Source organism: Nitratireductor sp. GCM10026969, assembly GCF_042660605.1.
Lineage (GTDB): Bacteria > Pseudomonadota > Alphaproteobacteria > Rhizobiales > Rhizobiaceae > Chelativorans.
Genome location: NZ_JBHSUM010000062.1, coordinates 1 through 23,331, shown reverse-complemented (window position 1 = coordinate 23,331; position 23,331 = coordinate 1). Strand labels below are relative to the sequence as shown.

The window sequence follows — 23,331 nt, the reverse complement described above, 5'->3', positions numbered from 1 at the left end:
GCCCGAGGGCGCCGTCTTCGAGCATGCCCCGGCGCGCGAGGCCCTGATGGACGTGCTTTGCGAACGGCTCGCCCGGGAGAAGGGCGCGGGCCTCTTCGTCGATTACGGCCATGAGGGGCCGGCATTCGGCGACACGCTTCAGGCCGTGCGCCGCCATGGCTATGACGACGTGCTGGCTCATTCCGGCGAGGCGGACCTGACCGCGCACGTGGATTTCGCCGCGCTCGCCGCCATCGCCCGCGCGCATCGGCTGTCGGCACCGCTGACGACGCAGGGGGAATTCCTCCTCGAACTGGGCCTTCTGGAGCGCGCCGGACGGCTTGGCGCCGGCCGGAGTGCAAAGGAACAGGAGCGCATCCGCGGAGAAGTCGAGCGGCTGGCCGGGCCTGAAACGATGGGCGAATTGTTCAAGGTTCTGGCGGTGCTGCCGACGGGTATATCGGTGCCCCCCTTTCGATCGGCGGATTGACTTGGAATACCCCCTGCCCCACGATCCGCCGCCAAAGCAAACAGATCACAGGCGGCGCATGCTGGACATGACCAGACCGGAGCCGCTCCGGTCTCCTCTCCTCGATGCAGCACATGCAGAGGGCGTGCGGCACGGCTTTTTCACACGTATCGGCGGCATTTCCGAGGGCATCTATAGCAACCTCAATGTCGGTCTCGGCTCCGGCGATTCGGGGGATTCCGTGCGGGAAAACCGTCGCCGCGTAGCACATTGGATGGGTGTGCCGGCCGAAAAGCTGTGCACATTGCACCAGTGCCACTCGGCGGATGTCGTTGTGATCGAGGAGCCCCTGGGCGCAACGCGCCCGAAGGCCGATGCCATGGTGACCCAGCAACCCGGCCTGGCGATCGGCGTGCTGACGGCCGATTGCGGACCGGTGCTCTTCGCCGATGCGCAGGCCCGCGTCGTCGGCGCCGCCCATGCCGGCTGGAAAGGGGCACTGACGGGAGTTCTGGAAAACACGATCGTCGCAATGGAACGCCTCGGCGCCGAACGCGCCCGGATCGTTGCCGTGCTCGGACCGGCGATCAGCCAGGACAATTACGAGGTGGGCCCGGAGTTCCAGGAACGCTTCCTCGCAGCCGACACCGCGAACGCGCGCTTCTTTCGGGCCTCCACGCGCCCCGGCCACTCCTGTTTCGACCTCGGCGGCTATACAATGGAACGGCTCGCCCGCGCCGGGGTCGGCGCCGAGATGCTCGGCCACTGCACCTATGCGGATGCGGACCGCTTTTACTCCTACCGCCGCGCCACACATCGCGGCGAAACGGATTACGGACGCCAGATTTCGGCGATTTGCCTGGAGGACCTTTGATGGCGCTTCACTTCGACCGAGCCGAGTTCGACGCCCGCCGCGACCGGCTGCTCATCGAGATGTCCGAGCGCAAGCTCGACGCCCTGCTCATCTTCGCCCAGGAAAGCATGTATTGGCTGACGGGCTACGACACGTTCGGCTTCTGCTTTTTCCAGTGCCTCGTCGTGAAGGCGGATGGCGAGATGGTACTTTTGACGCGCTCGGCCGACCTGCGCCAGGCGCGGCATACTTCCATTATCGGAGACATCGTGGTCTGGAACGATCGGCAGGGCGCGAATCCGGCCGTCGAGCTGCGCGAGTTGTTGAACAATCTCGACCTTCTGGGCATGCGCATCGGGGTGGAGTACGACACCCACGGCCTGACGGCCAGGAACGGGCGGCTTCTCGACGAGCAGCTGCGGACCTTTGCCAAGGTCGAGGACGCCTCCGACCTTGTGGCGCGGCTGAGGCTGTTGAAAAGCCCGGCGGAAGTCGAGAAGGTCAAGCGCGCCGCCACCCTGGCGGATGATGCCTTCGACGCTGGTCTTGCCCTCGTCAAGCAGGGCGCCGATGAAGCGGCGATCCTGGCTGCCCTGCAGAGCGCCGTTCTCGCCGGCGGTGGTGACTATGCGGCGAACGAGTTCGTGATCGGTTCCGGCGCCGATGCGCTTCTGTGCCGCTACAAGGCGGGCCGCAGGAAGCTCACCAAGAACGACCAACTCACGCTCGAATGGGCCGGCGTCTATCACCGCTACCATGCGGCGATGATGCAGACGGTGCTGACGGGCAAAGCCTCCAAGCGGCATCAGGAGCTGTTCGAGGCGGCACGCAGCGCGCTCCTGGCCTGTGAGAAGGCCATGACGCCCGGCAACACCTTCGGGGACGTCTTCGATGCCCATGCCCGCGTGATGGAGATCCACGGCCTGACGAAGCATCGGCTGAACGCCTGCGGCTATTCGCTCGGGGCCCGCTTCGCCCCGTCCTGGATGGACCCGCAAATGTTCTACAACGGCAATCCCGAGCCGATCGCGCCGAACATGACGCTCTTCGCGCACATGATCATCATGGATTCCGAATCGGGCTGCGCCATGTGTCTCGGCCGCACATACCTCACCACCGAGGCCGAACCGGCGCCGCTTTCCCGCCACGGGCTGGAGTTAATCGTAAAATAAGCATTTGGGGTCATGTCGGGTGAAACCAGGATCTCGATCGCGGGGAGAAGGGTAAGATGAGGCGCTTCATCGTAATCATCGCCTTGGCGATTCTGGGACCGCTCGTCTCCGCTTGCCAGGGAACGGGCGCGCTGGACCTCACGCCGCGGGCGGAAGCCGGCGCAAGCGACGCGAACGCCACGCCACCGGCGAATCCAAGCGCCAGCGCAGCGCAATCCGGTGGCCAGGCGAACGCATTGCCTGTCGCCGCAGGCGATGCACGGATCCAATTCGCCCCCGTGATCGGCGCCACGGAAGAGGCGGTGACCCCGCTCTCCCGCAGACTCTCCGCGCGCGCCGGCGAGCGCGGCCTGACCCTTGTTACGGAGAGCACCGCCGCGACGCTCCTGGTAAAGGGCTACTTTTCGACCATTGCCGATGACGGCCGGACGACGGTCATCTATGTCTGGGACGTGCTCGCCCCCACCGGCGACCGCCTGCACCGGATCCAGGGACAGCAGGCCGTGACCGGCGGCCAGGGCACCGGCTGGCCGTCGGTGACCGACGAGACCATGCAGGCGATCGCCGACAGGACCATAGACGAGCTGGCGACGTGGTTGTCCAGAAGCACCGGATGATAACCCTTTCTGGGTAAAGGCGCGGACTTTTTCCCAGAGATGCTTGCATTAGCCGGCCACACCGCTAAAAGCCGGCACAGAAGTCGAGGCGTTGGCCGGGAACGTTCCATGAAGCTCTTTGCGGGCAATTCAAACCGGGTGCTGGCAGAGGCCGTTGCCCGCTATCTCAACATCTCCCTTGGAAAAGCCACGGTCCGGCGCTTCGCCGACCAGGAGATTTTCGTCGAGATCCAGGAGAACGTGCGCGGCGAGGATGTCTTCATTCTCCAGTCCACGGCCTACCCGGCGAACGATCACCTGATGGAGATGCTCATCATGATCGACGCCTTCCGCCGCTCCTCCGCGCGGCGGATCACGGCGGTGCTCCCCTATTTCGGCTATGCCAGGCAAGATCGCCGTACCTCCGGCCGCACGCCGATATCGGCCAAGCTGGTGGCGAACCTGATCACCCGCGCCGGTGCCGACCGCGTGCTGACGCTGGATCTGCATGCCGGACAGATCCAGGGCTTTTTCGACATTCCGACGGACAATCTCTTCGCGGTGCCGGTCATGGCGCGCGATGTGAAGGCGCATTACAAACTGAAAAACGTAATGGTGGTCTCGCCGGATGTCGGCGGCGTCGTGCGCGCCCGCGCGCTCGCCAAGCGCATCGACGCGCCGCTCGCCATCGTCGACAAGCGCCGCGACCGGCCCGGCGAATCCGAAGTCATGAACGTCATCGGCGACGTGCGCGGCAAGGACTGCCTGCTGATCGACGACATCATCGATTCCGGCGGCACCCTGTGCAACGCCGCCGAGGCGCTGCTTTCCAACGGCGCCAACAACGTGACGGCCTACATCACCCACGGCGTTCTGTCGGGCGGCGCCGTGGCGCGCATCTCCGGCTCCAAGCTCACCGAGCTCGTCATAACCGATTCCATCCAGCCGACATCGGCCGTGGAGGCAGCCCACAACATCCGCGTCATCACCATCGCTGATCTCATAGGCGAAGCCATCTCGCGCACAGCTTCGGAAGAATCGGTCTCCAGCCTGTTCGACTAAAGAGACTGCCTCCACCCTGTCGCCCTGCGAACATGGGAGAGCTCACCAAGGAACCATGCAATACGGCGAGATTCTGGAGAGCCTCGCAATACGGGTGGGCCTCATAAAGCCGGTCCCACCGAAGGGTCGGCTCGTCCTTCTCCTCCGGTCGCCGGATTTTATCGTGCTCCTACCGACTATAGTCGGTCACGACAACGGTCGTTGGAATGATCCCGAAAAGGCCATTCAACTTCCGCCAGATGCTTCGGACAGGGAGATTGGCGCTGCCGCACAGCGCGCTTTCCAGGATGTGAGGATCGATCGCTCCTACCGGGGACCGCCTAAGCGTTACCCTTACGGCATCAGTCCGCAGCTGCAGGCCCTCACCAATTGCAAGCGGACGCGGTCTTTCTATAGCCACGTGAAATACGCGCAGGCATGCGAAGATGACGGCCTGGTCAGATGCCATGCCTCAGTCAGGGGCGCACTCTATACCTATACACCGGTTTTCAAGGCGAGCCTCGACAATTCTGGGGCGCTGGGCAAGGCTGCGCGCGACGCACTGGAGGCCTCAAGGATTCGATAATCCCCGTCAGTAGCACCATTCAAATCGAGCGACGAAAACCGATACGTGCGGCAACAGCACACAATGCTACGACCGCTCAGAGCCCCTGCCCTTGCGCGCCTCCCCACCATTCGCTATACACGCGCGTCCGCGCGGACACCCTTGGAGGCAGCGCGGATGGAGGTCGGCTTCATGCTATTGGCGTCGGCTTTCCCGTTTTCGGGACGCGGGCCTGGGGCCCTCCCGAAAACGCTCCGAAAAACGAAAGGAAAAGACCATGGCCCATCAGTCCTATGAACTGAAGGCCGAGGCGCGCGAACGGGTCGGAAAGGGGTCCGCCCGGGCAATTCGGCGCAACGGCAAAGTTCCCGCCGTCATTTACGGCGAAAAGCAACCCCCGCTCGCGATTACGCTTCCCTACAAGGAGGTGTTCCACCGCATCCACGCCGGCGGCTTCATGACCACCATCGCCTCGATCGACGTGAACGGCGAGAAGGTCCAGGTCCTGCCGAGGGATTATCAGCTCGATCCCGTGCGCGGCTTCGCCATGCATGTGGACTTCCTGCGCATCGGCCGCAACACCATCGTGACGGTCAACGTGCCGGTGCATTTCCTCAACGAGGAGGACGCGCCCGGCATCAAGCGCGGCGGCGTCCTGAACGTGGTGCGCCACGAAGTCGAGTTCGCCTGCCCGGCGACCGCCATCCCGGACTACATCGAGGTCGACCTCACGGGCATGGACATCGGCGATTCCGTACACATCTCCGCTGTGAAGCTGCCCGAGGGCGCCAAGCCGACCATCACCGACCGCGACTTTACCATCGCCACGGTGGCCGCACCTGCCGGCCTGAAGGCCGAGGAGAGCGAGGAAGCCGCCGAAGCGGAAGAGGAACAGGAAGAAGAGGCGGAAGGCGGGGACGAGGAGTAGTCCTCCCCTTCCCCACAGGGGACCGACCGCATGCTTCTTGTTGCAGGGCTCGGCAATCCCGGCCGGCAATACGAAAACCACCGGCACAATGTCGGCTTCATGGCGGCGGACGCGATCGCGCGCCGCCATTCCTTTTCGCCCTGGTCGAAAAAGTTCAGCGCCCTCGTGGCGGAAGGGCTGCTCGGCGGCGAAAAGGTGCTGCTCATCAAGCCGCAGACCTTCATGAACCTTTCCGGCCAGGCGGTCGGCGAAGCCATGCGCTTTTACAAGCTCACCCCCGCCGACCTCGTCGTGCTCTATGACGAGTTGGACCTTGCCCCGGGAAAGCTGCGCGTCAAGCGCGGCGGCGGGCATGGCGGCCACAATGGCATCAAGTCGATCAACGCCCATTGCGGCCCCGACTACCGGCGCGTGCGCATCGGCATCGGCCATCCGGGCGACAAGGCACGCGTGAACGCCCATGTTCTGGGCGACTTTGCCAAGGCCGACCGGGACTGGCTGGAGCCGTTGCTCGATTCGGTGGCCGACAATTTCGGGATGCTCGCCGAAGGCGACGAATCGGGTTTCATGAACAAGGTGAGCCTCGCGGTAAAGGGTGAGCCCGACGAGAAGACGCCTGCCCCGGCGCCGAAGGGCAGGAGCCACATTCGTCAGGCGCGGCCGCGGAAACCCGCCGCGCCGGTACCGGAGACGGGACCGATGGCGGCGATGCTGAAAAAGCTCTTCGGCAACAAGGAATAGCCGGACGAGCGCACAGGCGGGGCTTGACCTTTCCAAGCGCCCTCGCCCATACCCTCCCGCAACCTTCGCCGAACCGGTTCCACCTGACAGGACAAAGCACCCATGGGTTTCAAATGCGGCATTGTCGGCCTGCCCAATGTCGGCAAGTCGACGCTCTTCAACGCACTCACAAAGACGGCCGCGGCCCAGGCGGCGAACTATCCCTTCTGCACCATCGAGCCGAACACCGGCGAGGTGGCCGTGCCCGACCCGCGGCTGAAAAGGATTGCCGAAATCGCCGCCTCGAAGGAGGTCGTGCCGACGCGCATCTCCTTTGTGGACATAGCCGGGCTGGTGCGCGGCGCATCCAAGGGCGAAGGGCTCGGCAATCAGTTCCTGGCCAATATCCGCGAGGTGGACGCGATCGTGCATGTCCTGCGCTGCTTCGAGGACGAGGACATCGCCCACGTGGAGGGGCGCATCGATCCGGTCGCCGACGCCGAGACGGTGGAGACGGAACTGATGCTGGCCGACCTCGAAAGCCTAGAGCGGCGCATCGTCGCCACCCGCAAGCGCGCCACGGGCAAGGAGAAGGAGGCGATCACCGTTCTGCCTGTCATGGAGCAGGCGCTCTCTCTTCTCCAGGACGGCAAGCCGGTCAGGCTCCTGCTTTCGGAGTTGGATGCGGAAAGCCTGCGCATCCTGCGCATGCTCAACCTCCTGACGTCCAAGCCCGTTCTTTATGTCTGCAACGTCGCCGAGGGCGATGCCGCGAACGGAAACGCCTACAGCGCCGCGGTCGAGGAGATGGCAGCGGCGCAGGGCGCCAAATCGGTGGTGATCTCGGCGGCCATAGAAGCGGAGGTGGCGCAGCTTCCCGAGGAGGAGGCAGCGGAATATCTGGAGGCCATGGGGCTCGCGGAGCCTGGTCTCAACCGCCTGATCCGCGCCGGCTATGCGCTTTTGGACCTGATCACCTTCTTCACCGCCGGGCCGAAGGAAGCCCGCGCCTGGACCGTCCAGAAGGGCTCGAAAGCGCCGCAGGCCGCCGGTGTCATCCATACCGATTTCGAGCGCGGTTTCATCCGTGCGCAGACCATCGCCTATGACGATTTCGTCGGCCTCGGCGGCGAGACGGCGGCGCGCGAAGCCGGCAAGGCGCGCGACGAGGGCAAGGAATACGTCGTTCAGGACGGCGACGTGGTGCTGTTCAAGTTCAACACCTGACGGGCGGTCGCCGGACTATCCACCGCTTCCACGCTCTGCGGCGGATTGCCGCCGCTTGCGGATTGGATTCGTGTCATCGGAAGGGTGTAATCCTCAGCTTGTCCGGTGTTCCCCTCCCAGGCACCGGATTCTCAAACCATTGCCGTGAGCCTCCGGTCCTTGGGCCGGTGGGTGGGCCTGTTTTAAAGGATCGTGTTCATGCTGAGAAAAAGAGTCCCGGACGTGACCTTCCGCACCCGCGTGCGCGACGAGAGCATCGAAGGACCGAATCCCTATCGCTGGGAGAACAAGACCACGGCTGACTATTTCAGCGGCAAGCGCGTGGTCCTGTTCTCGCTGCCGGGCGCCTTCACGCCCACCTGCTCCACCTACCAGCTGCCCGATTTCGAGGAGCTCCACGACGAATTCAAGGCGGAAGGCATCGACGAGATCTACTGCATTTCGGTCAACGACGCCTTCGTCATGAATGCGTGGGCCCGCCACCAGGGGATCGAGAAGATCAAGCTCATTCCCGACGGCTCCGGCGAGTTCACGCGCAAGATGGGCATGCTGGTGGCCAAGGACAATCTGGGCTTCGGCATGCGCTCCTGGCGCTATGCCGCCGTCGTTAACGACGGCGTGGTCGAACAGTGGTTCGAGGAGGAAGGCTTCGCCGACAATTGCGAGACCGACCCGTACGGCGTTTCCTCGCCGCAGAACATCCTGGAAAACCTCAGGGCGCGCGAATCCGCCGCCGCCTGATCCCACCTGCGGCGTCTGACCTCTACACCCCGGACAGAACCTGTCCGGGGTTTTTGTATGCGGCGGTTATCGGCGGGGCTGGCCTCGTCAGTCGCCCGCGAAGGAGACCAGCGTGCGCACCTCGACACCGGCGGCTTGCAGCAAGGCACGGCCGCCCAGATCCGGCAGGTCGATGACAAAGCAGGCCGAGACGATTTCCGCGCCCATCTGGCGCAGGAGCTTGACCGCCGCTTCGGCCGTGCCGCCCGTGGCCACCAGATCGTCGACCAGTATCACCTTCTCGCCGGGCTTGACGGCATCGCGGTGCATTTCCATTTCATCGAGCCCGTATTCGAGGCTGTAGGCCACGCGCACCGTCTCGTGCGGCAGCTTGCCTTTCTTGCGGATCGGGGCGAATCCGGAGGAGAGCTGGTGGGCAATCGCCCCGCCGAGGATAAAGCCACGTGCCTCTATGCCCGCGATCTTGTCGATCTTCGATCCCGCGTAGGGATGGACGAGTTCGTCCACCGCGCGGCGGAAGGCGCGTGCATCGCCCAGAAGCGTGGTGATATCGCGAAAGAGGATGCCGGGCTTCGGGTAGTCGGGAATCGTGCGGATCGCCGCGCGCAACGTCTCATCGAGCGACTGCTTCATCTTCCGGAGTCCTCCGCCCTGCTGCCTTGCCAATAAAAAGGGCGCCCATGCGGCGCCCTCAAATTTCACACGGAATGAGGTTTGATGCCGTCAGTGCACTTCCGCCCATACCTTACGCTTAGTCAGAAAGACAAGCCCGCCGAATAGGAGGAGGAAGACCATGACCGTGAATCCGGTCGCCTTGCGCGCTTCCATATGCGGCTCGGCCGCCCACATCATGAAGGCCGACACGTCGCGGGAATACTGGTCCAGCGTCTCAGGCGCACCATCGTCATAGGTCACCATTCCGTCAGCGATCGGCGGCGCCATGGCAAGCGAGATGCCGTTGATGAAATACGGGTTGTAGTACGTACCGGGCGGAACTTCGACGCCCTCCGGCGGCTCCTCGTATCCGGTCAGCAGTGCGTGAGTATAGTCCACTCCGCCCTCGGCATACTGGGTAAAGATATCGAAGAGGAAGGTCGGGAACCCGCGCTCCACCGCCCGCGCCTTGGCCAGCAGCGAGAAGTCGGGCGGCACGGCGCCGTTGTTCGAGGCAGCCGCCTGCTCGGGATTGGCGAAGGGCGGGGGGAAATGGTCGGACGGCTTGGCGGGCCGGGTGAACATGTCGCCCGCCTCGTTCGGGCCGTCCTCGACTTCGTATTCGGCGGCGATCGCCCGCACCTGCTCTTCCGTGTAGCCCAGGTCCTCCAGATTGCGGAAAGCGACGAGGTTCAGCGAATGGCAGGCGGAGCAGACCTCGCGATAGACCTTGAAGCCGCGCTGCAGCTGGCCCTTGTCGTAGGTCCCGAACGGCCCCGAGAAGCTCCAGTCAATGGGCTCCGGTTCCTCCAGTGGATACTCCGCAGCCGCCGCCGAGGAGGCCAGGGCAAAGCCGAGGCCGAGCGCCGCCAGGCCATGGAAAAACATCTTCATGTCCGAAATCCCTTTGCGCATCGCTCAACCTTCACTGGCCGCCTGGGCGCCAGCGGGCGCGCTGGTTCTGTTCTTCTCCAGAACCGCTTCGGTAATCGAGTTCGGCAGCCGGCGCGGCGTTTCGATCAAACCGAGAACCGGCATGACGAGCAGGAAGAAGGCGAAGTAGTACAGCGTGGAAATCTGCGCCAGCACGACATAGACGCCCTCCGCCGGCCGCGAGCCGAGCCAGCCAAGAAAGATGGTGTCGGCCACGAAAAGCCAGAAGAACAGCTGGTACCACGGCCGGTAGACCGCCGAACGCACCTTCGAGGTGTCGAGCCAGGGCACGACGAAGAGAACGGCAATGGCGCCGAACATGGCGAGCACACCGCCGAGCTTGGAGTCGATCGGCCCCATGTTGAAGGTGATCGCCCGCAGGATCGCGTAAAACGGCAGGAAGTACCATTCGGGCACGATATGCGCCGGCGTCTGAAGCGGGTTGGCCTCGATATAATTATCGGGATGGCCGAGATAGTTGGGAATGTAGAAGACGAAGTAGAGGAAGACGAGCAGGAACACGATCATGGCGAAACCATCCTTGATGGTCGCATACGGCGTGAAGTTGACCGTGTCCGTCTTCTGCTTCACCTCGATTCCGGTGGGGTTCGTCTGGCCCGTGACGTGCAGCGCCCACACGTGCAGAACCACCACGCCCGCGATCATGAAGGGCAGCAGGTAATGCAGCGAGTAGAAGCGGTTGAGCGTCGGGTTGTCGACCGCGAAGCCGCCCAGCAGAAGCTGCTGGATCCAGTCGCCCACGAGCGGAATGGCCGTGAAGAAACCGGTGATCACGGTGGCGCCCCAGAAGCTCATCTGCCCCCAGGGCAGCACATAGCCCATGAAGGCCGTCGCCATCATCAGCAGATAGATGATGCAGCCGAGGATCCACAGGAGCTCGCGCGGCGCCTTGTAGGAGCCGTAGTAGAGCCCCCGGAAGATGTGCACGTAGACGGCGATGAAGAAGAAGGATGCGCCATTGGCGTGCAGGTAGCGCAATAGCCACCCGGAATTGACGTCGCGCATGATCTTCTCGACCGATGCGAACGCGACCTCCGTGTTGGCGGCGTAGTGCATGGCCAGCACGACGCCGGTCAGGATCTGCGCGACCAGCATCAGCGAAAGGATGCCGCCGAAGGTGTAGGCATAGTTCAGATTGCGCGGCACCGGATAGGCGACGAAGGAATCGTAGACGAGACGCGGCAGGGGCAGACGCGCGTCGATCCAGCGCCCGATGCCGGTCTTGGGTGTATAGGTCGAGTGTCCACCGCTCATGGAAAATGCGCTCCCTTGCCTACCCGATCTGGATGACCGAGTCGGAGATGAATTCAAAGGTCGGAATGGCCATGTTCTCGGGAGCGGGCCCGTGGCGGATGCGGCCCGCCGTATCGTAGTGCGAGCCGTGGCAGGGGCAGAACCAGCCCCCGAAATCACCCTGCTGGCCGAGCGGTACGCAGCCCAGATGGGTGCAGATGCCGATCATGACGAGCCAGTTTTCCATCCCCTCGCCCGCCGAGCGGTCGACATCGGTCGCCGCCGCATCCGCGGGCAGGTTGGCGTTGCGCGCGACCGGGTCCTTGAGCTCGTCGAGCGGCACTTCGCGCGCCGCTTCGATCTCCGCCTCCGTGCGGTTGCGGATGAAGACGGGCTGCCCGCGCCACTTCACCGTCAGCGACATGCCGGGCTCGACGGCCGAGACGTCCACCTGAATGGAAGCCAGGGCACGCGTGGAGGCATCGGGACGCATCTGGTCGATGAAGGGCCACAGGGCACCGGCGGCGCCAACGGCAGCGGCCGTTCCGGTGGCCACGTAGAGGAAGTCGCGGCGGTTGTGTTCCGGGATATGGGTCGAATCGATATCGCTCACGGGACTGCGGTCCTTTTCACCTCATGCCTGCCGAAGGAAATGCGTTTGTCGACAATCGCGCCCGTCCTTCGATTCCCCACGACGGACCGGCCGTTCCCCCGGCAATTGGCGATGGTTTCTATGCGCGACCGCCAGACTTGTCCAGACACCCGCCGCCCGACAGGGCAGATTGTCGCGGGGAAAACGCCCTCGGCGCATGTGAGGGGGTGCAAGACGTTCCCCTGCCCTGACCGGCGCATCCCCGCGGATTGCCAGCCCCTATCGCGCGCCGAGCCGCACCAGGACGGCGCGCGGAATGGCAAGCTGGCGCACCACGTCGTCATGGCGCTTCAGCCCGCACAGCTCGCGCTGGATGAAATAGGCGTAGACGGCATCGGCCGCCGCACGCAGCAGAGCGGCCCGTTCGGATCCCTCGCCCGGGTGCGCAGCGAGCCGTGCCAGGGCCGCCTCGGCCTCCCGACCGGCCCGGCCGAGCGAGGCGGCCATTTCGCCGGCAAGCTCATGGTCGAGCGTATCGACCCCGGTCTGCGGTCTGTTGGCTTTCGTGGAAGGTGCGCGCAGCATGTCCGATTCCCGATTCTCGCCACCGGTTTGTCTCGACAGGACGTGGAGACGGCACCTATTGTGGTCATCATCGAACGATGCTTCAACCGATGGCCTGAGGGCCGGCGCAAAGACCTTGGCCGCGGCACGGTCCTGACAGGAATACGGCAATGACTTTCCTGGAACTCTCCGCCTTCACGCTCGTCGCCACTCTTCTGGTGATCTCGCCCGGCCCGAACGGCATTCTGATCGCCAAGACCGTTCCCACCTCGGGCAAGGCGGCGGGCTTTGCCAACATCGCCGGTTTTTTCGCCGCCTTCTACCTGCACGGGGCGCTGTCGATCCTGGGCATCTCCATCATCCTGGTCCAGTCGGCGCAGGCCTTCTTCATCGTGAAATTGCTGGGTGCCGCCTATCTGTGCTTCATCGGCCTGAAGGCGCTCTGGGAGGCCTGGAAAGGCGTCGTGGCACCCCGGCAGGTGACGCCGGCAAAGCGGCAGCGGACCCTCATGCGGGCGGCGGTCGAAGGATTCCTCACCAACGCGCTGAACCCGAAAGTGTCGATGTTCTACCTGGCGGCCTTCCCGCAGTTCATTCCGCCCACCGCGCAGGGCGTGCAATGGGCCTTCCTGCTGGTCGCAATCCACTCGCTGGTCAACATCGTCTGGTTCTCGGGCCTTGTCGTGCTCCTGTCTTCGCTCAAGGGGCTCGGCAGCCGCGCCTGGGTGCAGCGCGCGCTCAAGGCCGTAAAGGGAACGGTCTTCGTCGCCTTCGGCCTGAAGCTCGCCACCCTGCGGCCATGAGATCACGCCGCGTTGCGGCGCTCCAGACGCTCGCGCATGCCCTGCGGATCCTGGAAAATGAGGTCGATCAGCGTCTTGCGGCAAGCTACGGCCACTTGACCACAGGCGGCATGCTGGAGAGGATGGAATCGACGTTGCCGCCGGTCTTCAGCCCGAAGATCGTGCCGCGGTCGTAAAGCAGGTTGAATTCAACGTAGCGGCCACGGCGCACGAGCTGCTCCTCGCGGTCGGCTTCGGTCCAGTTGGTGTTGAAGTTCTTGCGCACCAGGTGCTCGTAGACGACCAGGAAGGCGCGGCCCACGTCCTGCGTGAAGGCGAAGTCGGCCTCGAAGCCGCCCTTTTCGTCCGGGGTCTTCAGCCAGTCGTAGAAGATGCCGCCGATGCCGCGCGGCTCGTTCCTGTGCGGCAGGAAGAAATATTCGTCGCACCAGCCCTTCATGCGGTCGTAGTCCGCGACCTGCTTGTGGCGGTCGCAGACATACCGCATCGCCCGGTGGAAGGCGACCGTGTCGGGGTCCTCCTGGGTGCGCCTGCGGTCGAGCACCGGCGTCAGGTCGGCGCCGCCGCCGAACCACTGCCGCGTGGTCACCACCATGCGGGTGTTCATGTGCACGGCCGGCACGTTCGGGTTCTGCGGGTGCGCGATCAACGAGATGCCGGACGCCCAGAAGCGCGGATCCTCCTCCGCACCCGGTATCTGCTGGCGGAACTCCGGCGAGAACTCGCCGAACACCGTCGAGGTGTGCACGCCGGCCTTCTCGAAGACGCGGCCGTTCAGCATCGACATGAGGCCGCCGCCGCCCGCCCCTTCCTCGCGCTGCCAGGGCGTGCGCTCGAAAGGGCCGGGCGCACGGGTCGAGAGCGGCCCCGACAGTTCGTCCTCGAGCTTCTCGAAGGCGGTGCAGATCCGATCGCGCAGGCTTTCGAACCAGGCCTTCGCCCGTTGTTTCTTCTCCTCCAGACCGTCGGGCAGTCCGGCCGGTATGTCTGGTCTTTCCATGAGGCCCCTTTCGAGCGCGAAGCCGCCTCGTCGTGGCAGACAAAGGACTCGCAATTGTCACTTTCGATCCCTAATCTTAACGGGCAACGGGTCAAGGAGTTCTTTCGTGCGCGTGCCCGCCAAGCCCCCGCTCGAGGGCCTCAAACGTGCCCTCGACAAGAAGCGCGCCAACGACCATCGCCTGCCGCGCGACGGTTTCCTGCGCGAAACCTTCTCGCTGCCGCGCGATGAAGCCCGCGCCAAGGCGCGCGAATGGCTGGAACGCTGGCCCAAGCAGGCTTACTGGACCGAGGTGGAAAGCTGGTGCGAGCGCCCGGGCGGCGTGATCGAGTTCACCATGCGCCGCCTGCCGAGCGCCGACTGAAGCGCCGCCTTTCGATTCTCCGCATCCCGGCTTGACCTCAACTTAAGTCGAGGTCGTACCCCGGCCTCCTTCCACATTCCGTGAAGGAGAAAACCGTGCAGCCGTACAGCCTAAGAAAACGAAGCAGCCTACCCCGTCTGCCGCAACGCTTCGCCGCAGACCATCGCGGCGGCGAGCGCGACATTGAGGCTGCGTGCCTCCTCCCGCATGGGAATGACCAGGCGGCAATTGGCCGCCCGGTGCACCTCCTCGGGCACGCCGGCGGACTCGCGCCCGAAGAGCAGCACGTCGCCGTCGCGGTAGCACAAGGCCGTATAGGGGACGGCGGCCGTCGTGGTGAAGAGGAGAAGCCGGCGCCCTTCCGCCTGCCGCCACGCCTCGAACGCTTCCCAGGACGCATGGCGCGTGAGCGCCGCGCGTTCGAGATAGTCCATCCCCGCGCGCTTCAGGGCGCGGTCGGAAAGTTCGAAGCCCGCCGGCTCGATCAGGTCCACCGCCACCCCCAGACAGGCCGCAAGGCGAAGGATGGCACCGGTGTTGCCCGGAATGTCGGGTTGGAAAAGTGCGATGCGAATGCCGTATTTCATGCCTTGCTCGACTGTAGCCCCGGAGACACAGCTGCCCGAAAGGGTGAAAGCATACTGACAAAGGCGCTGGCCAGCCTCGGCATTCTTGGATATAAGGCTGCCACGCTTAACGTAAACCGCCGGAGGCAGACATGGATAATCGGATGGTCGCATCCCTGGTCTGCGCGCGCCCCTGGATCGGGGCCGGGCTCAAGGCCTGACGGCGGTTCTCGCTCCAACGCATATTCTTCCCCAGTAGACCACGCGCGAGCCGATCCGCCGGAACCCATTCCGGAATCATTCCAGGATTCGCTCCATGTCTGCGAAATTTCCCGAAAGGCGCAACGCGCCTGCGACACGAGTCGCTCCCACCACCACGGCCCTGCCGCCGAGCGAAGCACACCAGGCTCCCGCCAAGACCCTGTCAGGAGCCTTCGCCACTGTTCTTGGCGCAAAGCCGCAAATGCCGCATGCCGGGTCGCCGATGCCGCAGGAGAAAGGCTCCGGTTCGAAAGCCTTTGCGGTCAAGGCGAGCGCGCCACCGATCAGAAGCGGAAAGCCCGGAATGCCGACCGTGCTGCCGCGCAAAGGGCACCGCTGAGGGCCCGAGCCTGTCGAGGATGAACGATGTTTAGCTGGTTCGAAAAGCGCCTGCCCGCCTTCCCCGCCGAGGAGATGACCGAGCCGCCGAAGACGCTCGTCGCCTTCTGCCTGCACTTCACCAGAGGCGCCTGGCCCTATCTGGCGGTCTCGATGGTCCTGATGGCGCTGATCGCCATCATCGAGGTGTGGATGTTCTCCTTCCTCGGCAACATCGTCGACTGGCTGGCCGAGCGGAACCGGGCGACCTTTCTCGAGACGGAGGGTTGGAAGCTTGCCGGCATGGCATTCGTCGTGCTGGTGATCCTGCCGATCGCGGTGGTGTTGCACTCGCTTGTGAACCACCAGGTGCTGATGGGCAATTATCCCATGCGCATCCGCTGGCAGGTGCACCGCTACCTGCTCAGGCAGTCCATGTCCTTCTACCAGGAGGAATTCGCCGGCCGCATCGCCACCAAGCTGATGCAGACGGCTCTCGCCGTGCGCGAATGCGTCATCAAGCTCATCGACGTTCTGAACTATGTCGTCGTCTACTTCACCGGCATGCTGGTCATCGTCGCCTCCGCCGATCTGCGGCTCGCCGCGCCGTTGGCGGGATGGCTCGTCGGCTACGTCCTCCTTCTGCGCTACTTCATCCCGCGGCTCGGTCGGGTGGCCGAGGAGCAGGCCGATGCGCGCTCGGTCATGACCGGCCGCGTGGTCGACAGCTACACAAACATCCAGACCGTTAAGCTGTTCTCCCATGCTCGCCGCGAGGCAGGCTTTGCGCGCGAGGGGATGTCGGAGTTCCTGAAGACGGTCTATCGCCAGATGCGGCTGGTGACCGGCCTCTACGGCACGCTCTATCTTTTGAATTCGCTGTGCCTGTTCGCCGTCGCCGCCCTTTCGATCGGGCTGTGGCTGGGCGAAGCGGTCTCGATCGGCGCTGTCGCGGTGGTGATCGGCCTGGTCCTGCGGCTTTGGGGCATGTCGCAGTGGATCATGTGGGAACTGACCGTGCTGTTCGAGAACATCGGCACGGTCCAGGACGGCATTTCCTCGATCTCCCTGCCGCGCCTCGTCGAGGACAAGCCCGGCGCGAAGGAACTGCGTGTGTCGAAGGGCGAGATCGTCTTCGACCGCATCCGCTTTCACTACGGCAAAACGGGCGGCGTGATCGAAGATCTGTCGCTGGCGATCCGTCCCGGCGAGAAGGTGGGCGTCGTCGGGCGCTCGGGCGCGGGAAAATCGACCTTGGTCAACCTGCTCCTGCGCTTCTACGACCTCGAAGGTGGGCGCATCCTGATCGACGGAAACGACATCGCCGAAGTGAAGCAAGATTCCTTGCGCGCCAACATCGGCATGGTCACGCAGGACACATCGCTGCTCCACCGCTCCGTGCGTGACAACATCCTTTACGGCCGGCCGGACGCGGACGAGGCCATGGTGGTCGAGGCAGCAAAACGCGCCGAGGCACTGGACTTCATCGGGGGCCTGTCCGACATAAAGGGACGGACAGGACTGGATGCCCATGTCGGCGAGCGTGGCGTGAAACTATCCGGCGGCCAGCGCCAGCGCATCGCCATCGCGCGCGTAATGCTCAAGGATGCGCCGATTCTGATCCTGGATGAGGCGACTTCGGCGCTCGATTCGGAGGCCGAGGCGGCGATCCAGGAGAATCTCGCCTCCCTGATGCAGGGCAAGACGGTGATTGCCATCGCACATCGGCTTTCCACCATCGCCGCCATGGACCGGCTCGTGGTGATGGACGAAGGGCGCATCGTCGAAGAGGGCAACCACGACGCATTGCTGGCCAGGGGCGGGATCTACGCCCAGCTCTGGCAACGCCAGTCGGGCGGTTTTCTCGACTTCGAAGAAGCAGAGGCAGCGGAGTGAAGGACGGCGAGGAAGAAAAGGGCGGGCTGAACGAGCGCCTGTGGCGAAGCGCCGAGGGGGTGATCGACCCCTTCGGCGACACCGAGCGCGAGGTCCTGCCTACCGAGGCGCACCACTTCATCCTCTTCTTCGCCGCCCAGGCCAAATGGCCGTTCGTCCTGCTTCTGGCCGCCGGCGGTCTGATGGGCGCGGTCGACGCCGGGCTTTACTGGGCGCTCGGCTGGCTGATCGACCTGCTCGACACCTCGAGGCCCGAAACCTTCCTGGCCGAGCACTGGCCGGCCCTCCTGGCCCTCGGCCTCCTCGTGCTGTTCGGGCGCGCGGCGATCATGATCGTCAACACCGTTCTGGAAGAGCAGGTGATTGCGCCCTCCTTCTACCAGCGGGTGCGCTGGCAGTCCTTCCGGCGGGTGATGGACCAGCCCTACGAGTTCTACCAGAACGACTTCGCCGGCCGTATCGCCACCAAGATCATGCAGGGCGGCGAGGCGACGGGCGACTTCATCACCTCCGCGCTCCAGACCCTGTGGAGTTTCCTCACCTTCCTGCTGCTCGCCGCCACCATTCTCACCCGGCTCGACCCGCTGCTCGGCATCGTCCTGGCGCTGTGGTTCGCGGCGTTCCTGGTCACCGCGCGCTATCTCCTGCCGCCACTGCGCGAGGCCGGGCGCAGGCGCGCCGACGAGCGCTCGCTTCTCAACGGCCGCATGGTCGACGCCTTCACCAACATCATGGCGGTGAAGCTCTACGACAGCGGCCGGCGCGAGCACGGCTATGTGCGCGAGGGCATGGCGCGCTTCCTGGCGGCCGTGCGCACCCTGACGCGCGCCATCACCCGCGTGCGCGCCGCCGTCGCCATCCTCAACGGCCTCATGATGACGGCGGTGGGTACGCTGGCGGTCATGAGCTGGATGAACGGCGCCACGACGACGGGCGCGATCGCCACCGCCATGGGGCTCGTCTTCCGGCTCAACCAGATGTCGGCCTACATGATGTTCAACGTCAACGGCCTCATCCGCGCCTATGCCACCGTGCAGGACGCCACCGGGGTGATCTCGCGCCGCCCGGCAATCCGCGATGCGGCGAATGCACAGACGCTCCCTGAGGCCAAGGGCGACATCCGTTTCGAGGACGTGACCTTCAACTACGGCAAGAAAGACGGGGTCATCGAGAACCTCGACCTGCACATCCGCCCCGGCGAGCGGGTGGCGCTCGTCGGCCCTTCCGGCGCCGGCAAGACCACCATCGTCAACCTGATGCTGCGCCTTTTCGACATCGAGGGCGGGCGCATCCTCCTCGACGGGCACGACATCCGGGAATTGAGCCAGGCCTCGCTGCGCGCCCAGTTCGGCGTCGTCACCCAGGAGCCGATGCTCATGCATCGCTCCATCCGCGACAACATCGCCTATGGCCGGCCCGGCGCAAGCGAGGCCGATATTGTCGCCGCGGCAAGGCGCGCCTCCGCGCACGACTTCATCGTCGGCGTGACGGACCCGCGCGGCCGCACCGGCTACGACGCGCATGTCGGCGAGCGCGGCGTGAAGCTCTCCGGCGGCCAGCGCCAACGCATCGCCATCGCCCGCATGATGCTGAAAAACGCCCCGATCCTCGTCCTCGACGAGGCGACATCGGCGCTCGATTCGGAGATCGAATCCGTCATCCAGGAGAACCTGGCCGGGCTGATGGCGGGAAAGACCGTCATCGCCGTCGCCCACCGCCTCTCCACCATCGCCGCGCTCGACCGGCTGATCGTGCTCGACAAGGGCCGCATCGTCGAGGAAGGCACGCACGAAGAACTGATCGCCCGCGGCGGCCTCTATGCTCAATTGTGGAAACGTCAGTCGGGCGGCTTCCTCGGCGAACGGCTGGCGGCGGAATAGGCGCGCCGACGGCTGTCTGCACCAGCAATTGGTTGGTTTTGCCAAAACGGCGGCCGGAGCCGAAAGGGGAACGATTTCAGTCTACTCGTCGCAAAGAGCGGCCACCGCCGCAGCCGGATTTGAAAGGTGGCCGAAAAAAGCCTTGTCTCAATTCGGTCCGAAACCATCTATCGTGCTATACTGTCAGATCCCGCCAACCGCGAAAAAAGGAGGATCGGATGATGAAGGAATTCCATTGCGGATCGCTTGTCCCCGGTTGCGAGTGGCACACGAGGCACGAGGAGGAGGCCGAGGTCATTCGCCGCGCCGTTGAGCATATGCGCGAGGTCCACGGCGAGACCATCATCCGCGAAAGCATGCTCGAGGCCATTCGCTCGCGCATCACCGAGGCCCGCAACGCTGCATAGGGACAGCCTTTCACGACAGGGAAAGCGGTTGGCGCAAGCCTACCGCTTTTCGCCCCGGGCTTCCGACAGGAGGTCTTCCCGACTCATCGCAAAACCCGATTCCAGCCACCGTTCCTCAAGCGCAGCCAGGGTCTTGCCCAGTTCCGCACCGGGCTTGAAGCCCAGGGGCAGGAGATCCTTTCCGCCAAGCGGGAAGACAGGCCGCTGCCAACGTTCCAAGGTGTCGAGCAGGCGGCGATAGCCGGCTGCCTCCATGAGCGCGCCGTCATCCGCTTGCGCGCGGGCGCGGGCACCCGCAAGCGCAAGGCGCAGGCGCTTGTCGACCCCCTTTTCCCCGGCGCGGTAAAGCAGCTTGGCGAATGCGCTCTCACCGAGTGATGGATCGGGCACGGGTGCCTCGGCCCAGCCAACGAGCGCGGCTGCCTCAGCCTTCGACATGCGCAGACGGACCGCCAGCGCCTTCACCCGTTCCGCATCGGGCGGGATGATGGCCGCAAGGCGCAGGAGCGGGTCGGGCGCCCAGCCGAACGCCCGCTCGGTATCGACCAGCCCGTGAATCGCGTCGATCCCCCACCGCTCGCTCTCCGGCAGAACGGCGGTGAGCGTGCCTGTCTGGCGCATCCAAAGGAGCGCGCGCGAGGGATCGGCAGCGGCCAAAAGCTTCTTCAACTCGCTCCAGACGCGCTCGGCGGACAGCCGGGCGAGACCGTCTTTAAGCCGCGTGCACGCCTTCAGGCCGTCCGCATCCGGCCGGCCCGAGCCGTACCAGGCGAAAAAACGGAAGAAACGCAGGATGCGCAGATAGTCCTCGCGTATGCGTGTCTCCGCGTCGCCGATGAAGCGCAAGGTGCGCGTCTCGAGATCGGAGAGCCCGCCGACGAGATCCACCACGCGCCCGTCCGCCTCGGCGTAAAGGGCATTGATCGTGAAGTCCCGCCGCTCGGCATCGTCCTTCCAGTCTCGACCGAAGACGACGCGCGCATACCGGCCGTCGGTCTCCACGTCGGCGCGCAGCGTCGTCACCTCGTAGGGCAGGCCCTTGGCGACCACCGTCACCGTGCCGTGCTCGAAGCCTGTGGGAACGACCTTGAACCCGGCCGCCTCCGCCCGCCGCGTGGTCTCCTCGGGCGTGGTGGTGGTGGCGATGTCGACATCCGTCACCGGCTGTCCGAGAAGTGCGTTGCGCACCGCGCCGCCGGCGATCCGCGCCTCCTCGTCGCCTTCGTTGAGGACGGCAAGCAGCGCCTGGAGGCCGGGCCTGTGCAGCCACTCGGCCTTGTTATCGATGGTGGCAAGCGTCATCGCGCGTAGAGCCTCTCATAGAGCATGTGCAAAATACCCGCCGTGACTCCCCATATGAAGCGCTCTCCGTAAGGCATTGTATAATAAAATCGTTCCCGCTCCTGCCAGATGCGGCTTTCGCGCCGGTGATTGGCCGGATCCATCAGGAAGGACAACGGCACCTCGAAGGCAACCTCCACCTCGTGCGGGTTGAGCGTCAATGTGAAACCGGGTTCGACGATCGAAAGCACGGGGCGGATGCGATAGCCGCTGCCGGTGACGTAATCGGGCATGCGGCCGACGATCTCGACCCGCGACGGTGCGAGCCCGATCTCCTCCTCCGCCTCGCGCAGGGCGGCATGTTCGGGCGAGCCGTCTTCGTCGTCGATGCGCCCGCCGGGAAAGGCGATCTGGCCCGAGTGCCGGCGCAGGGTCGTGGTGCGCTGGGTGAGGATGACGGTCGCCTCCTCGCCGTGATCGACCACCGGCACGAGCACGGCCGCATCGTCGAGACCGTCGCGGACGATGAGGTGCCTGATATCCGGGTTCAGCCGATGGTCGCCATAGGCATCCGGATCGTGAGCCGGGTCCTGCGCGGCGGCGCGGCGGCGGAACGCCTCCGCTGAAAAGCGATTCTGCGTGGCGGCCCGTATCGTCATCCCACAAGCGCCTTCAGCCGTTCGGCGGGCATGACGGGAAACACCGCGCCGCCGGAGCGGACGGCGAACATCGCGCGGCCGTCGATCTCCACCTCTTCGCCCAGTTCCACGAGTTCGTACATGACCGGACGCGCCACCAGCGCCTCGAGCCGGCCGCGTACCAGGAGATAGGGCTTCACGCCGCCGGTCCCCTCCTCCTCGACGAAGCGGATCGGATGATCAGGGCCGGCCTCCACCACGTCGCCCACATTGGTGCGGAAGGTGAGGTGCTGATTCTCCCCGGCGCCGGAGACCGCCATCTCCACAGCAAGGAAGGGCGCATCCTCCACGCGGATGCCGACCTTTTCCACCGGCGTGACGAGATAGGTCCTGCCGTCCGCATCCTTGCGCAGAACGGAGGAAAAGAGCTGCACCAGGGGCATGCGCCCGATCGGCGTGCCGAGATAGAACCACGTCCCATCGGCACGGATCTCCATGTCGAGATCGCCGCAGAAGGGCGGATTCCAGCGCTCCACCGGCGGCGCACCTTTATCCGCGCGGGCCGCGCGGGCAATCAGCGCCGAGAGCGCCGCCGCGTCACCGGCCTCGGCGAAGGTGCCCTCCCCGGCGGCATTGTCCTGGTTTCGAGCAGTCATGGTCACGAAATAGTCACTGTTGTTCGGCTTGTCAGCCATGGGAACTCAATTAAGCTCGTCGGGCTGGCACGCTGCGCATCCTGTTCCATGTATCGCAGACGAAGGCCAGATCGGCAAAGCGAGGACGAGCCGCATGAGCATCATCGCCAGGGAAAGCCAGGCCGGCACAGCCGGCGAAAAGGAAATGGTGGCGCAGGCCGAAACCGCGCTTGCCGATATCGCCCGCGTGCGCGAAGGGGTCGGACGGGTGATCTACGGCCAGGAGGCCGTGGTGGAGCGCGCCCTGGTGGCCATCATGGCCGGCGGGCACGCACTTCTGGTCGGTGTGCCCGGACTTGCCAAGACCAAGTTGGTGGAAACCCTCGGCGTGGTGCTCGGGCTCGATGCGCGGCGCATCCAGTTCACGCCCGACCTGATGCCTTCCGACATATTGGGCTCGGAGGTCATGGAGCAGGACGACACGGGCCGCCGCTCCTTCCGCTTCCTGCCCGGGCCGATCTTCGCCCAGCTTCTGATGGCCGATGAGATCAACCGCGCGAGCCCCCGCACCCAGTCCGCGCTCCTGCAGTCGATGCAGGAATACCACGTGACGGTGGCCGGTGAACGCCACGACCTGCCCTCGCCCTTCCATGTGCTGGCCACGCAGAACCCGCTCGAGCAGGAGGGCACCTATCCGCTTCCCGAAGCGCAGCTCGACCGTTTCCTGATGCAGATCGACATCCTCTATCCGGAACTCGATGCCGAAAGGCGTATCCTCCTCGAGACGACCGGCCTCGAGGAGGCGCGGCCGATGAATGTGCTCGCCCCGGCGCGGTTGAAGGAGATCCAGGCGCTGATCCGCCGCATGCCGGTGCCCGAAAGCGTGGTGGAGGCGATCCTGGCGCTGGTGCGTTCGGCGCGGCCCGGTCTCGGCCACCCCGAAACGGACCGGCATGTGGCCTGGGGACCCGGCCCGCGGGCGAGCCAGGCGCTG

At 64.9% G+C, this 23,331-nt stretch carries 25 protein-coding genes; 15 read left to right on the top strand and 10 right to left on the bottom strand.

The window, feature by feature from the left end; translation table 11 throughout:
- The 9 genes from ACFP9U_RS13950 to ACFP9U_RS13910 form a co-directional block, all read left to right on the top strand.
- Window positions 1-469: SAM-dependent methyltransferase (locus ACFP9U_RS13950; RefSeq protein ID WP_378622272.1), on the top strand; the 469-nt coding region annotated here is incomplete at its 5' end.
- Window positions 470-527: 58 nt separating this feature from the next.
- Window positions 528-1,322: a peptidoglycan editing factor PgeF gene (gene pgeF, locus ACFP9U_RS13945; RefSeq protein WP_378622270.1), complete on the top strand. Its 795-nt coding sequence runs from the start codon at window positions 528-530 to the stop codon at window positions 1,320-1,322.
- Window positions 1,322-2,473, top strand: a complete 1,152-nt coding sequence (locus tag ACFP9U_RS13940) for a M24 family metallopeptidase (protein ID WP_378622269.1) — start codon at window positions 1,322-1,324, stop codon at window positions 2,471-2,473. The genes pgeF and ACFP9U_RS13940 overlap by 1 nt, the downstream gene beginning before the upstream one ends.
- Window positions 2,474-2,529: 56 nt before the next feature.
- The gene (locus ACFP9U_RS13935; RefSeq protein WP_378622268.1) at window positions 2,530-3,090 is read left to right on the top strand and encodes a hypothetical protein; all 561 of its coding nucleotides are present in this window, start codon (window positions 2,530-2,532) and stop codon (window positions 3,088-3,090) included.
- 108 nt (window positions 3,091-3,198) lie between these two features.
- The gene (locus tag ACFP9U_RS13930) at window positions 3,199-4,131 is read left to right on the top strand and encodes a ribose-phosphate pyrophosphokinase (RefSeq protein ID WP_378622267.1); all 933 of its coding nucleotides are present in this window, start codon (window positions 3,199-3,201) and stop codon (window positions 4,129-4,131) included.
- A gap of 821 nt (window positions 4,132-4,952) precedes the next feature.
- A complete protein-coding gene (locus ACFP9U_RS13925) occupies window positions 4,953-5,603 on the top strand; it encodes a 50S ribosomal protein L25/general stress protein Ctc (protein WP_378622265.1) in 651 nt (216 codons plus the stop codon).
- A gap of 30 nt (window positions 5,604-5,633) precedes the next feature.
- The gene (gene pth / locus ACFP9U_RS13920) at window positions 5,634-6,344 is read left to right on the top strand and encodes an aminoacyl-tRNA hydrolase (RefSeq protein WP_378622264.1); all 711 of its coding nucleotides are present in this window, start codon (window positions 5,634-5,636) and stop codon (window positions 6,342-6,344) included.
- 102 nt (window positions 6,345-6,446) lie between these two features.
- The gene (ychF, locus tag ACFP9U_RS13915) at window positions 6,447-7,550 is read left to right on the top strand and encodes a redox-regulated ATPase YchF (RefSeq protein ID WP_378622263.1); all 1,104 of its coding nucleotides are present in this window, start codon (window positions 6,447-6,449) and stop codon (window positions 7,548-7,550) included.
- A gap of 198 nt (window positions 7,551-7,748) precedes the next feature.
- On the top strand, window positions 7,749-8,291 hold the full coding sequence (locus ACFP9U_RS13910) for a peroxiredoxin (protein WP_378622262.1): 543 nt from the start codon (window positions 7,749-7,751) through the stop codon (window positions 8,289-8,291).
- Window positions 8,292-8,378: 87 nt separating this feature from the next.
- On the opposite strand, the gene ACFP9U_RS13905 is transcribed toward ACFP9U_RS13910, so the two are convergent.
- The 5 genes from ACFP9U_RS13905 to ACFP9U_RS13885 form a co-directional block, all read right to left on the bottom strand.
- Window positions 8,379-8,924 carry an adenine phosphoribosyltransferase gene (locus ACFP9U_RS13905; protein ID WP_378622261.1) on the bottom strand — a complete coding sequence of 182 codons (546 nt, stop codon included), beginning with the start codon at window positions 8,922-8,924 and terminating at the stop codon, window positions 8,379-8,381.
- Between the two features lie 90 nt (window positions 8,925-9,014).
- Window positions 9,015-9,839, bottom strand: coding sequence for a cytochrome c1 (locus ACFP9U_RS13900; RefSeq protein ID WP_378622260.1), 825 nt, complete (start codon window positions 9,837-9,839; stop codon window positions 9,015-9,017).
- 24 nt (window positions 9,840-9,863) lie between these two features.
- Window positions 9,864-11,153 carry a cytochrome b gene (locus ACFP9U_RS13895; protein WP_378622259.1) on the bottom strand — a complete coding sequence of 430 codons (1,290 nt, stop codon included), beginning with the start codon at window positions 11,151-11,153 and terminating at the stop codon, window positions 9,864-9,866.
- Between the two features lie 19 nt (window positions 11,154-11,172).
- A complete protein-coding gene (gene petA / locus ACFP9U_RS13890) occupies window positions 11,173-11,745 on the bottom strand; it encodes a ubiquinol-cytochrome c reductase iron-sulfur subunit (RefSeq protein WP_378622257.1) in 573 nt (190 codons plus the stop codon).
- A gap of 258 nt (window positions 11,746-12,003) precedes the next feature.
- Complete coding sequence (locus ACFP9U_RS13885; protein ID WP_378622255.1) at window positions 12,004-12,309, bottom strand: DUF6665 family protein; 306 nt, start codon at window positions 12,307-12,309, stop codon at window positions 12,004-12,006.
- A 149-nt stretch (window positions 12,310-12,458) separates the two neighbouring features.
- Here ACFP9U_RS13885 and ACFP9U_RS13880 point away from each other — a divergent pair, with 149 nt between their 5' ends.
- Window positions 12,459-13,091, top strand: a complete 633-nt coding sequence (locus tag ACFP9U_RS13880) for a LysE family translocator (RefSeq protein WP_378622253.1) — start codon at window positions 12,459-12,461, stop codon at window positions 13,089-13,091.
- 85 nt (window positions 13,092-13,176) lie between these two features.
- On the opposite strand, the gene hemF is transcribed toward ACFP9U_RS13880, so the two are convergent.
- The gene (gene hemF / locus ACFP9U_RS13875; protein WP_378622250.1) at window positions 13,177-14,091 is read right to left on the bottom strand and encodes an oxygen-dependent coproporphyrinogen oxidase; all 915 of its coding nucleotides are present in this window, start codon (window positions 14,089-14,091) and stop codon (window positions 13,177-13,179) included.
- A 106-nt stretch (window positions 14,092-14,197) separates the two neighbouring features.
- On the opposite strand from hemF, the gene ACFP9U_RS13870 reads away from it, so the two are divergent.
- Window positions 14,198-14,455, top strand: coding sequence for a hypothetical protein (locus ACFP9U_RS13870; RefSeq protein ID WP_322451815.1), 258 nt, complete (start codon window positions 14,198-14,200; stop codon window positions 14,453-14,455).
- Between the two features lie 128 nt (window positions 14,456-14,583).
- Here ACFP9U_RS13870 and ACFP9U_RS13865 read toward each other — a convergent pair whose 3' ends face one another.
- Window positions 14,584-15,042, bottom strand: coding sequence for a tRNA (cytidine(34)-2'-O)-methyltransferase (locus ACFP9U_RS13865; RefSeq protein WP_378622248.1), 459 nt, complete (start codon window positions 15,040-15,042; stop codon window positions 14,584-14,586).
- Window positions 15,043-15,648: 606 nt separating this feature from the next.
- Here ACFP9U_RS13865 and ACFP9U_RS13860 point away from each other — a divergent pair.
- The 3 genes from ACFP9U_RS13860 to ACFP9U_RS13850 all read left to right on the top strand — a co-directional run bounded on the left by ACFP9U_RS13860 (window position 15,649) and on the right by ACFP9U_RS13850 (window position 19,783).
- Window positions 15,649-17,496 (top strand): ABC transporter ATP-binding protein, encoded by a 1,848-nt coding sequence (locus ACFP9U_RS13860; RefSeq protein ID WP_378622246.1) that lies wholly within the window; start codon window positions 15,649-15,651, stop codon window positions 17,494-17,496.
- Window positions 17,493-19,376 carry an ABC transporter ATP-binding protein gene (locus tag ACFP9U_RS13855; protein WP_378622244.1) on the top strand — a complete coding sequence of 628 codons (1,884 nt, stop codon included), beginning with the start codon at window positions 17,493-17,495 and terminating at the stop codon, window positions 19,374-19,376. The genes ACFP9U_RS13860 and ACFP9U_RS13855 overlap by 4 nt, the downstream gene beginning before the upstream one ends.
- A gap of 221 nt (window positions 19,377-19,597) precedes the next feature.
- On the top strand, window positions 19,598-19,783 hold the full coding sequence (locus ACFP9U_RS13850) for a DUF1059 domain-containing protein (protein WP_322452154.1): 186 nt from the start codon (window positions 19,598-19,600) through the stop codon (window positions 19,781-19,783).
- A 39-nt stretch (window positions 19,784-19,822) separates the two neighbouring features.
- Here ACFP9U_RS13850 and ACFP9U_RS13845 read toward each other — a convergent pair whose 3' ends face one another.
- Genes ACFP9U_RS13845 through ACFP9U_RS13835 form a run of 3 tightly spaced genes read right to left on the bottom strand, consistent with a single transcriptional unit; the run spans window position 19,823 to window position 22,397 of the window.
- Window positions 19,823-21,085 (bottom strand): CCA tRNA nucleotidyltransferase, encoded by a 1,263-nt coding sequence (locus tag ACFP9U_RS13845; RefSeq protein WP_378622243.1) that lies wholly within the window; start codon window positions 21,083-21,085, stop codon window positions 19,823-19,825.
- Entirely contained in the window at window positions 21,082-21,723 is a 642-nt protein-coding gene (locus tag ACFP9U_RS13840; RefSeq protein WP_378622241.1) for a CoA pyrophosphatase, read from the bottom strand. The genes ACFP9U_RS13845 and ACFP9U_RS13840 overlap by 4 nt, the downstream gene beginning before the upstream one ends.
- Entirely contained in the window at window positions 21,720-22,397 is a 678-nt protein-coding gene (locus tag ACFP9U_RS13835) for a DUF1285 domain-containing protein (protein ID WP_378622240.1), read from the bottom strand. Before ACFP9U_RS13835 ends, ACFP9U_RS13840 begins: the two co-directional genes overlap by 4 nt.
- Window positions 22,398-22,491: 94 nt before the next feature.
- Here ACFP9U_RS13835 and ACFP9U_RS13830 point away from each other — a divergent pair.
- A partial coding sequence (locus tag ACFP9U_RS13830; RefSeq protein ID WP_378622238.1) for an AAA family ATPase occupies window positions 22,492-23,331 on the top strand: 840 nt, incomplete at its 3' end.

Excerpts from the sequence above, each read along its gene's own strand:
- ACFP9U_RS13935 (WP_378622268.1), top strand. The coding sequence starts at position 2,530 with ATGAGGCGCTTCATCGTAATCATCGCCTTGGCGATTCTGGGACCGCTC.
- ACFP9U_RS13860 (WP_378622246.1), top strand. The coding sequence starts at position 15,649 with ATGTTTAGCTGGTTCGAAAAGCGCCTGCCCGCCTTCCCCGCCGAGGAG.
- ACFP9U_RS13840 (WP_378622241.1), bottom strand. The coding sequence starts at position 21,723 with ATGACGATACGGGCCGCCACGCAGAATCGCTTTTCAGCGGAGGCGTTC.
- ACFP9U_RS13845 (WP_378622243.1), bottom strand. The coding sequence starts at position 21,085 with ATGACGCTTGCCACCATCGATAACAAGGCCGAGTGGCTGCACAGGCCC.
- ychF (WP_378622263.1), top strand. The coding sequence starts at position 6,447 with ATGGGTTTCAAATGCGGCATTGTCGGCCTGCCCAATGTCGGCAAGTCG.
- ACFP9U_RS13880 (WP_378622253.1), top strand. The coding sequence starts at position 12,459 with ATGACTTTCCTGGAACTCTCCGCCTTCACGCTCGTCGCCACTCTTCTG.
- ACFP9U_RS13900 (WP_378622260.1), bottom strand. The coding sequence starts at position 9,839 with ATGAAGATGTTTTTCCATGGCCTGGCGGCGCTCGGCCTCGGCTTTGCC.
- ACFP9U_RS13930 (WP_378622267.1), top strand. The coding sequence starts at position 3,199 with ATGAAGCTCTTTGCGGGCAATTCAAACCGGGTGCTGGCAGAGGCCGTT.
- ACFP9U_RS13925 (WP_378622265.1), top strand. The coding sequence starts at position 4,953 with ATGGCCCATCAGTCCTATGAACTGAAGGCCGAGGCGCGCGAACGGGTC.
- ACFP9U_RS13865 (WP_378622248.1), bottom strand. The coding sequence starts at position 15,042 with ATGAAATACGGCATTCGCATCGCACTTTTCCAACCCGACATTCCGGGC.
- ACFP9U_RS13885 (WP_378622255.1), bottom strand. The coding sequence starts at position 12,309 with ATGCTGCGCGCACCTTCCACGAAAGCCAACAGACCGCAGACCGGGGTC.
- ACFP9U_RS13910 (WP_378622262.1), top strand. The coding sequence starts at position 7,749 with ATGCTGAGAAAAAGAGTCCCGGACGTGACCTTCCGCACCCGCGTGCGC.
- pgeF (WP_378622270.1), top strand. The coding sequence starts at position 528 with ATGCTGGACATGACCAGACCGGAGCCGCTCCGGTCTCCTCTCCTCGAT.
- ACFP9U_RS13850 (WP_322452154.1), top strand. The coding sequence starts at position 19,598 with ATGAAGGAATTCCATTGCGGATCGCTTGTCCCCGGTTGCGAGTGGCAC.
- hemF (WP_378622250.1), bottom strand. The coding sequence starts at position 14,091 with ATGGAAAGACCAGACATACCGGCCGGACTGCCCGACGGTCTGGAGGAG.
- ACFP9U_RS13940 (WP_378622269.1), top strand. The coding sequence starts at position 1,322 with ATGGCGCTTCACTTCGACCGAGCCGAGTTCGACGCCCGCCGCGACCGG.
- ACFP9U_RS13905 (WP_378622261.1), bottom strand. The coding sequence starts at position 8,924 with ATGAAGCAGTCGCTCGATGAGACGTTGCGCGCGGCGATCCGCACGATT.
- ACFP9U_RS13835 (WP_378622240.1), bottom strand. The coding sequence starts at position 22,397 with ATGGCTGACAAGCCGAACAACAGTGACTATTTCGTGACCATGACTGCT.
- pth (WP_378622264.1), top strand. The coding sequence starts at position 5,634 with ATGCTTCTTGTTGCAGGGCTCGGCAATCCCGGCCGGCAATACGAAAAC.
- ACFP9U_RS13895 (WP_378622259.1), bottom strand. The coding sequence starts at position 11,153 with ATGAGCGGTGGACACTCGACCTATACACCCAAGACCGGCATCGGGCGC.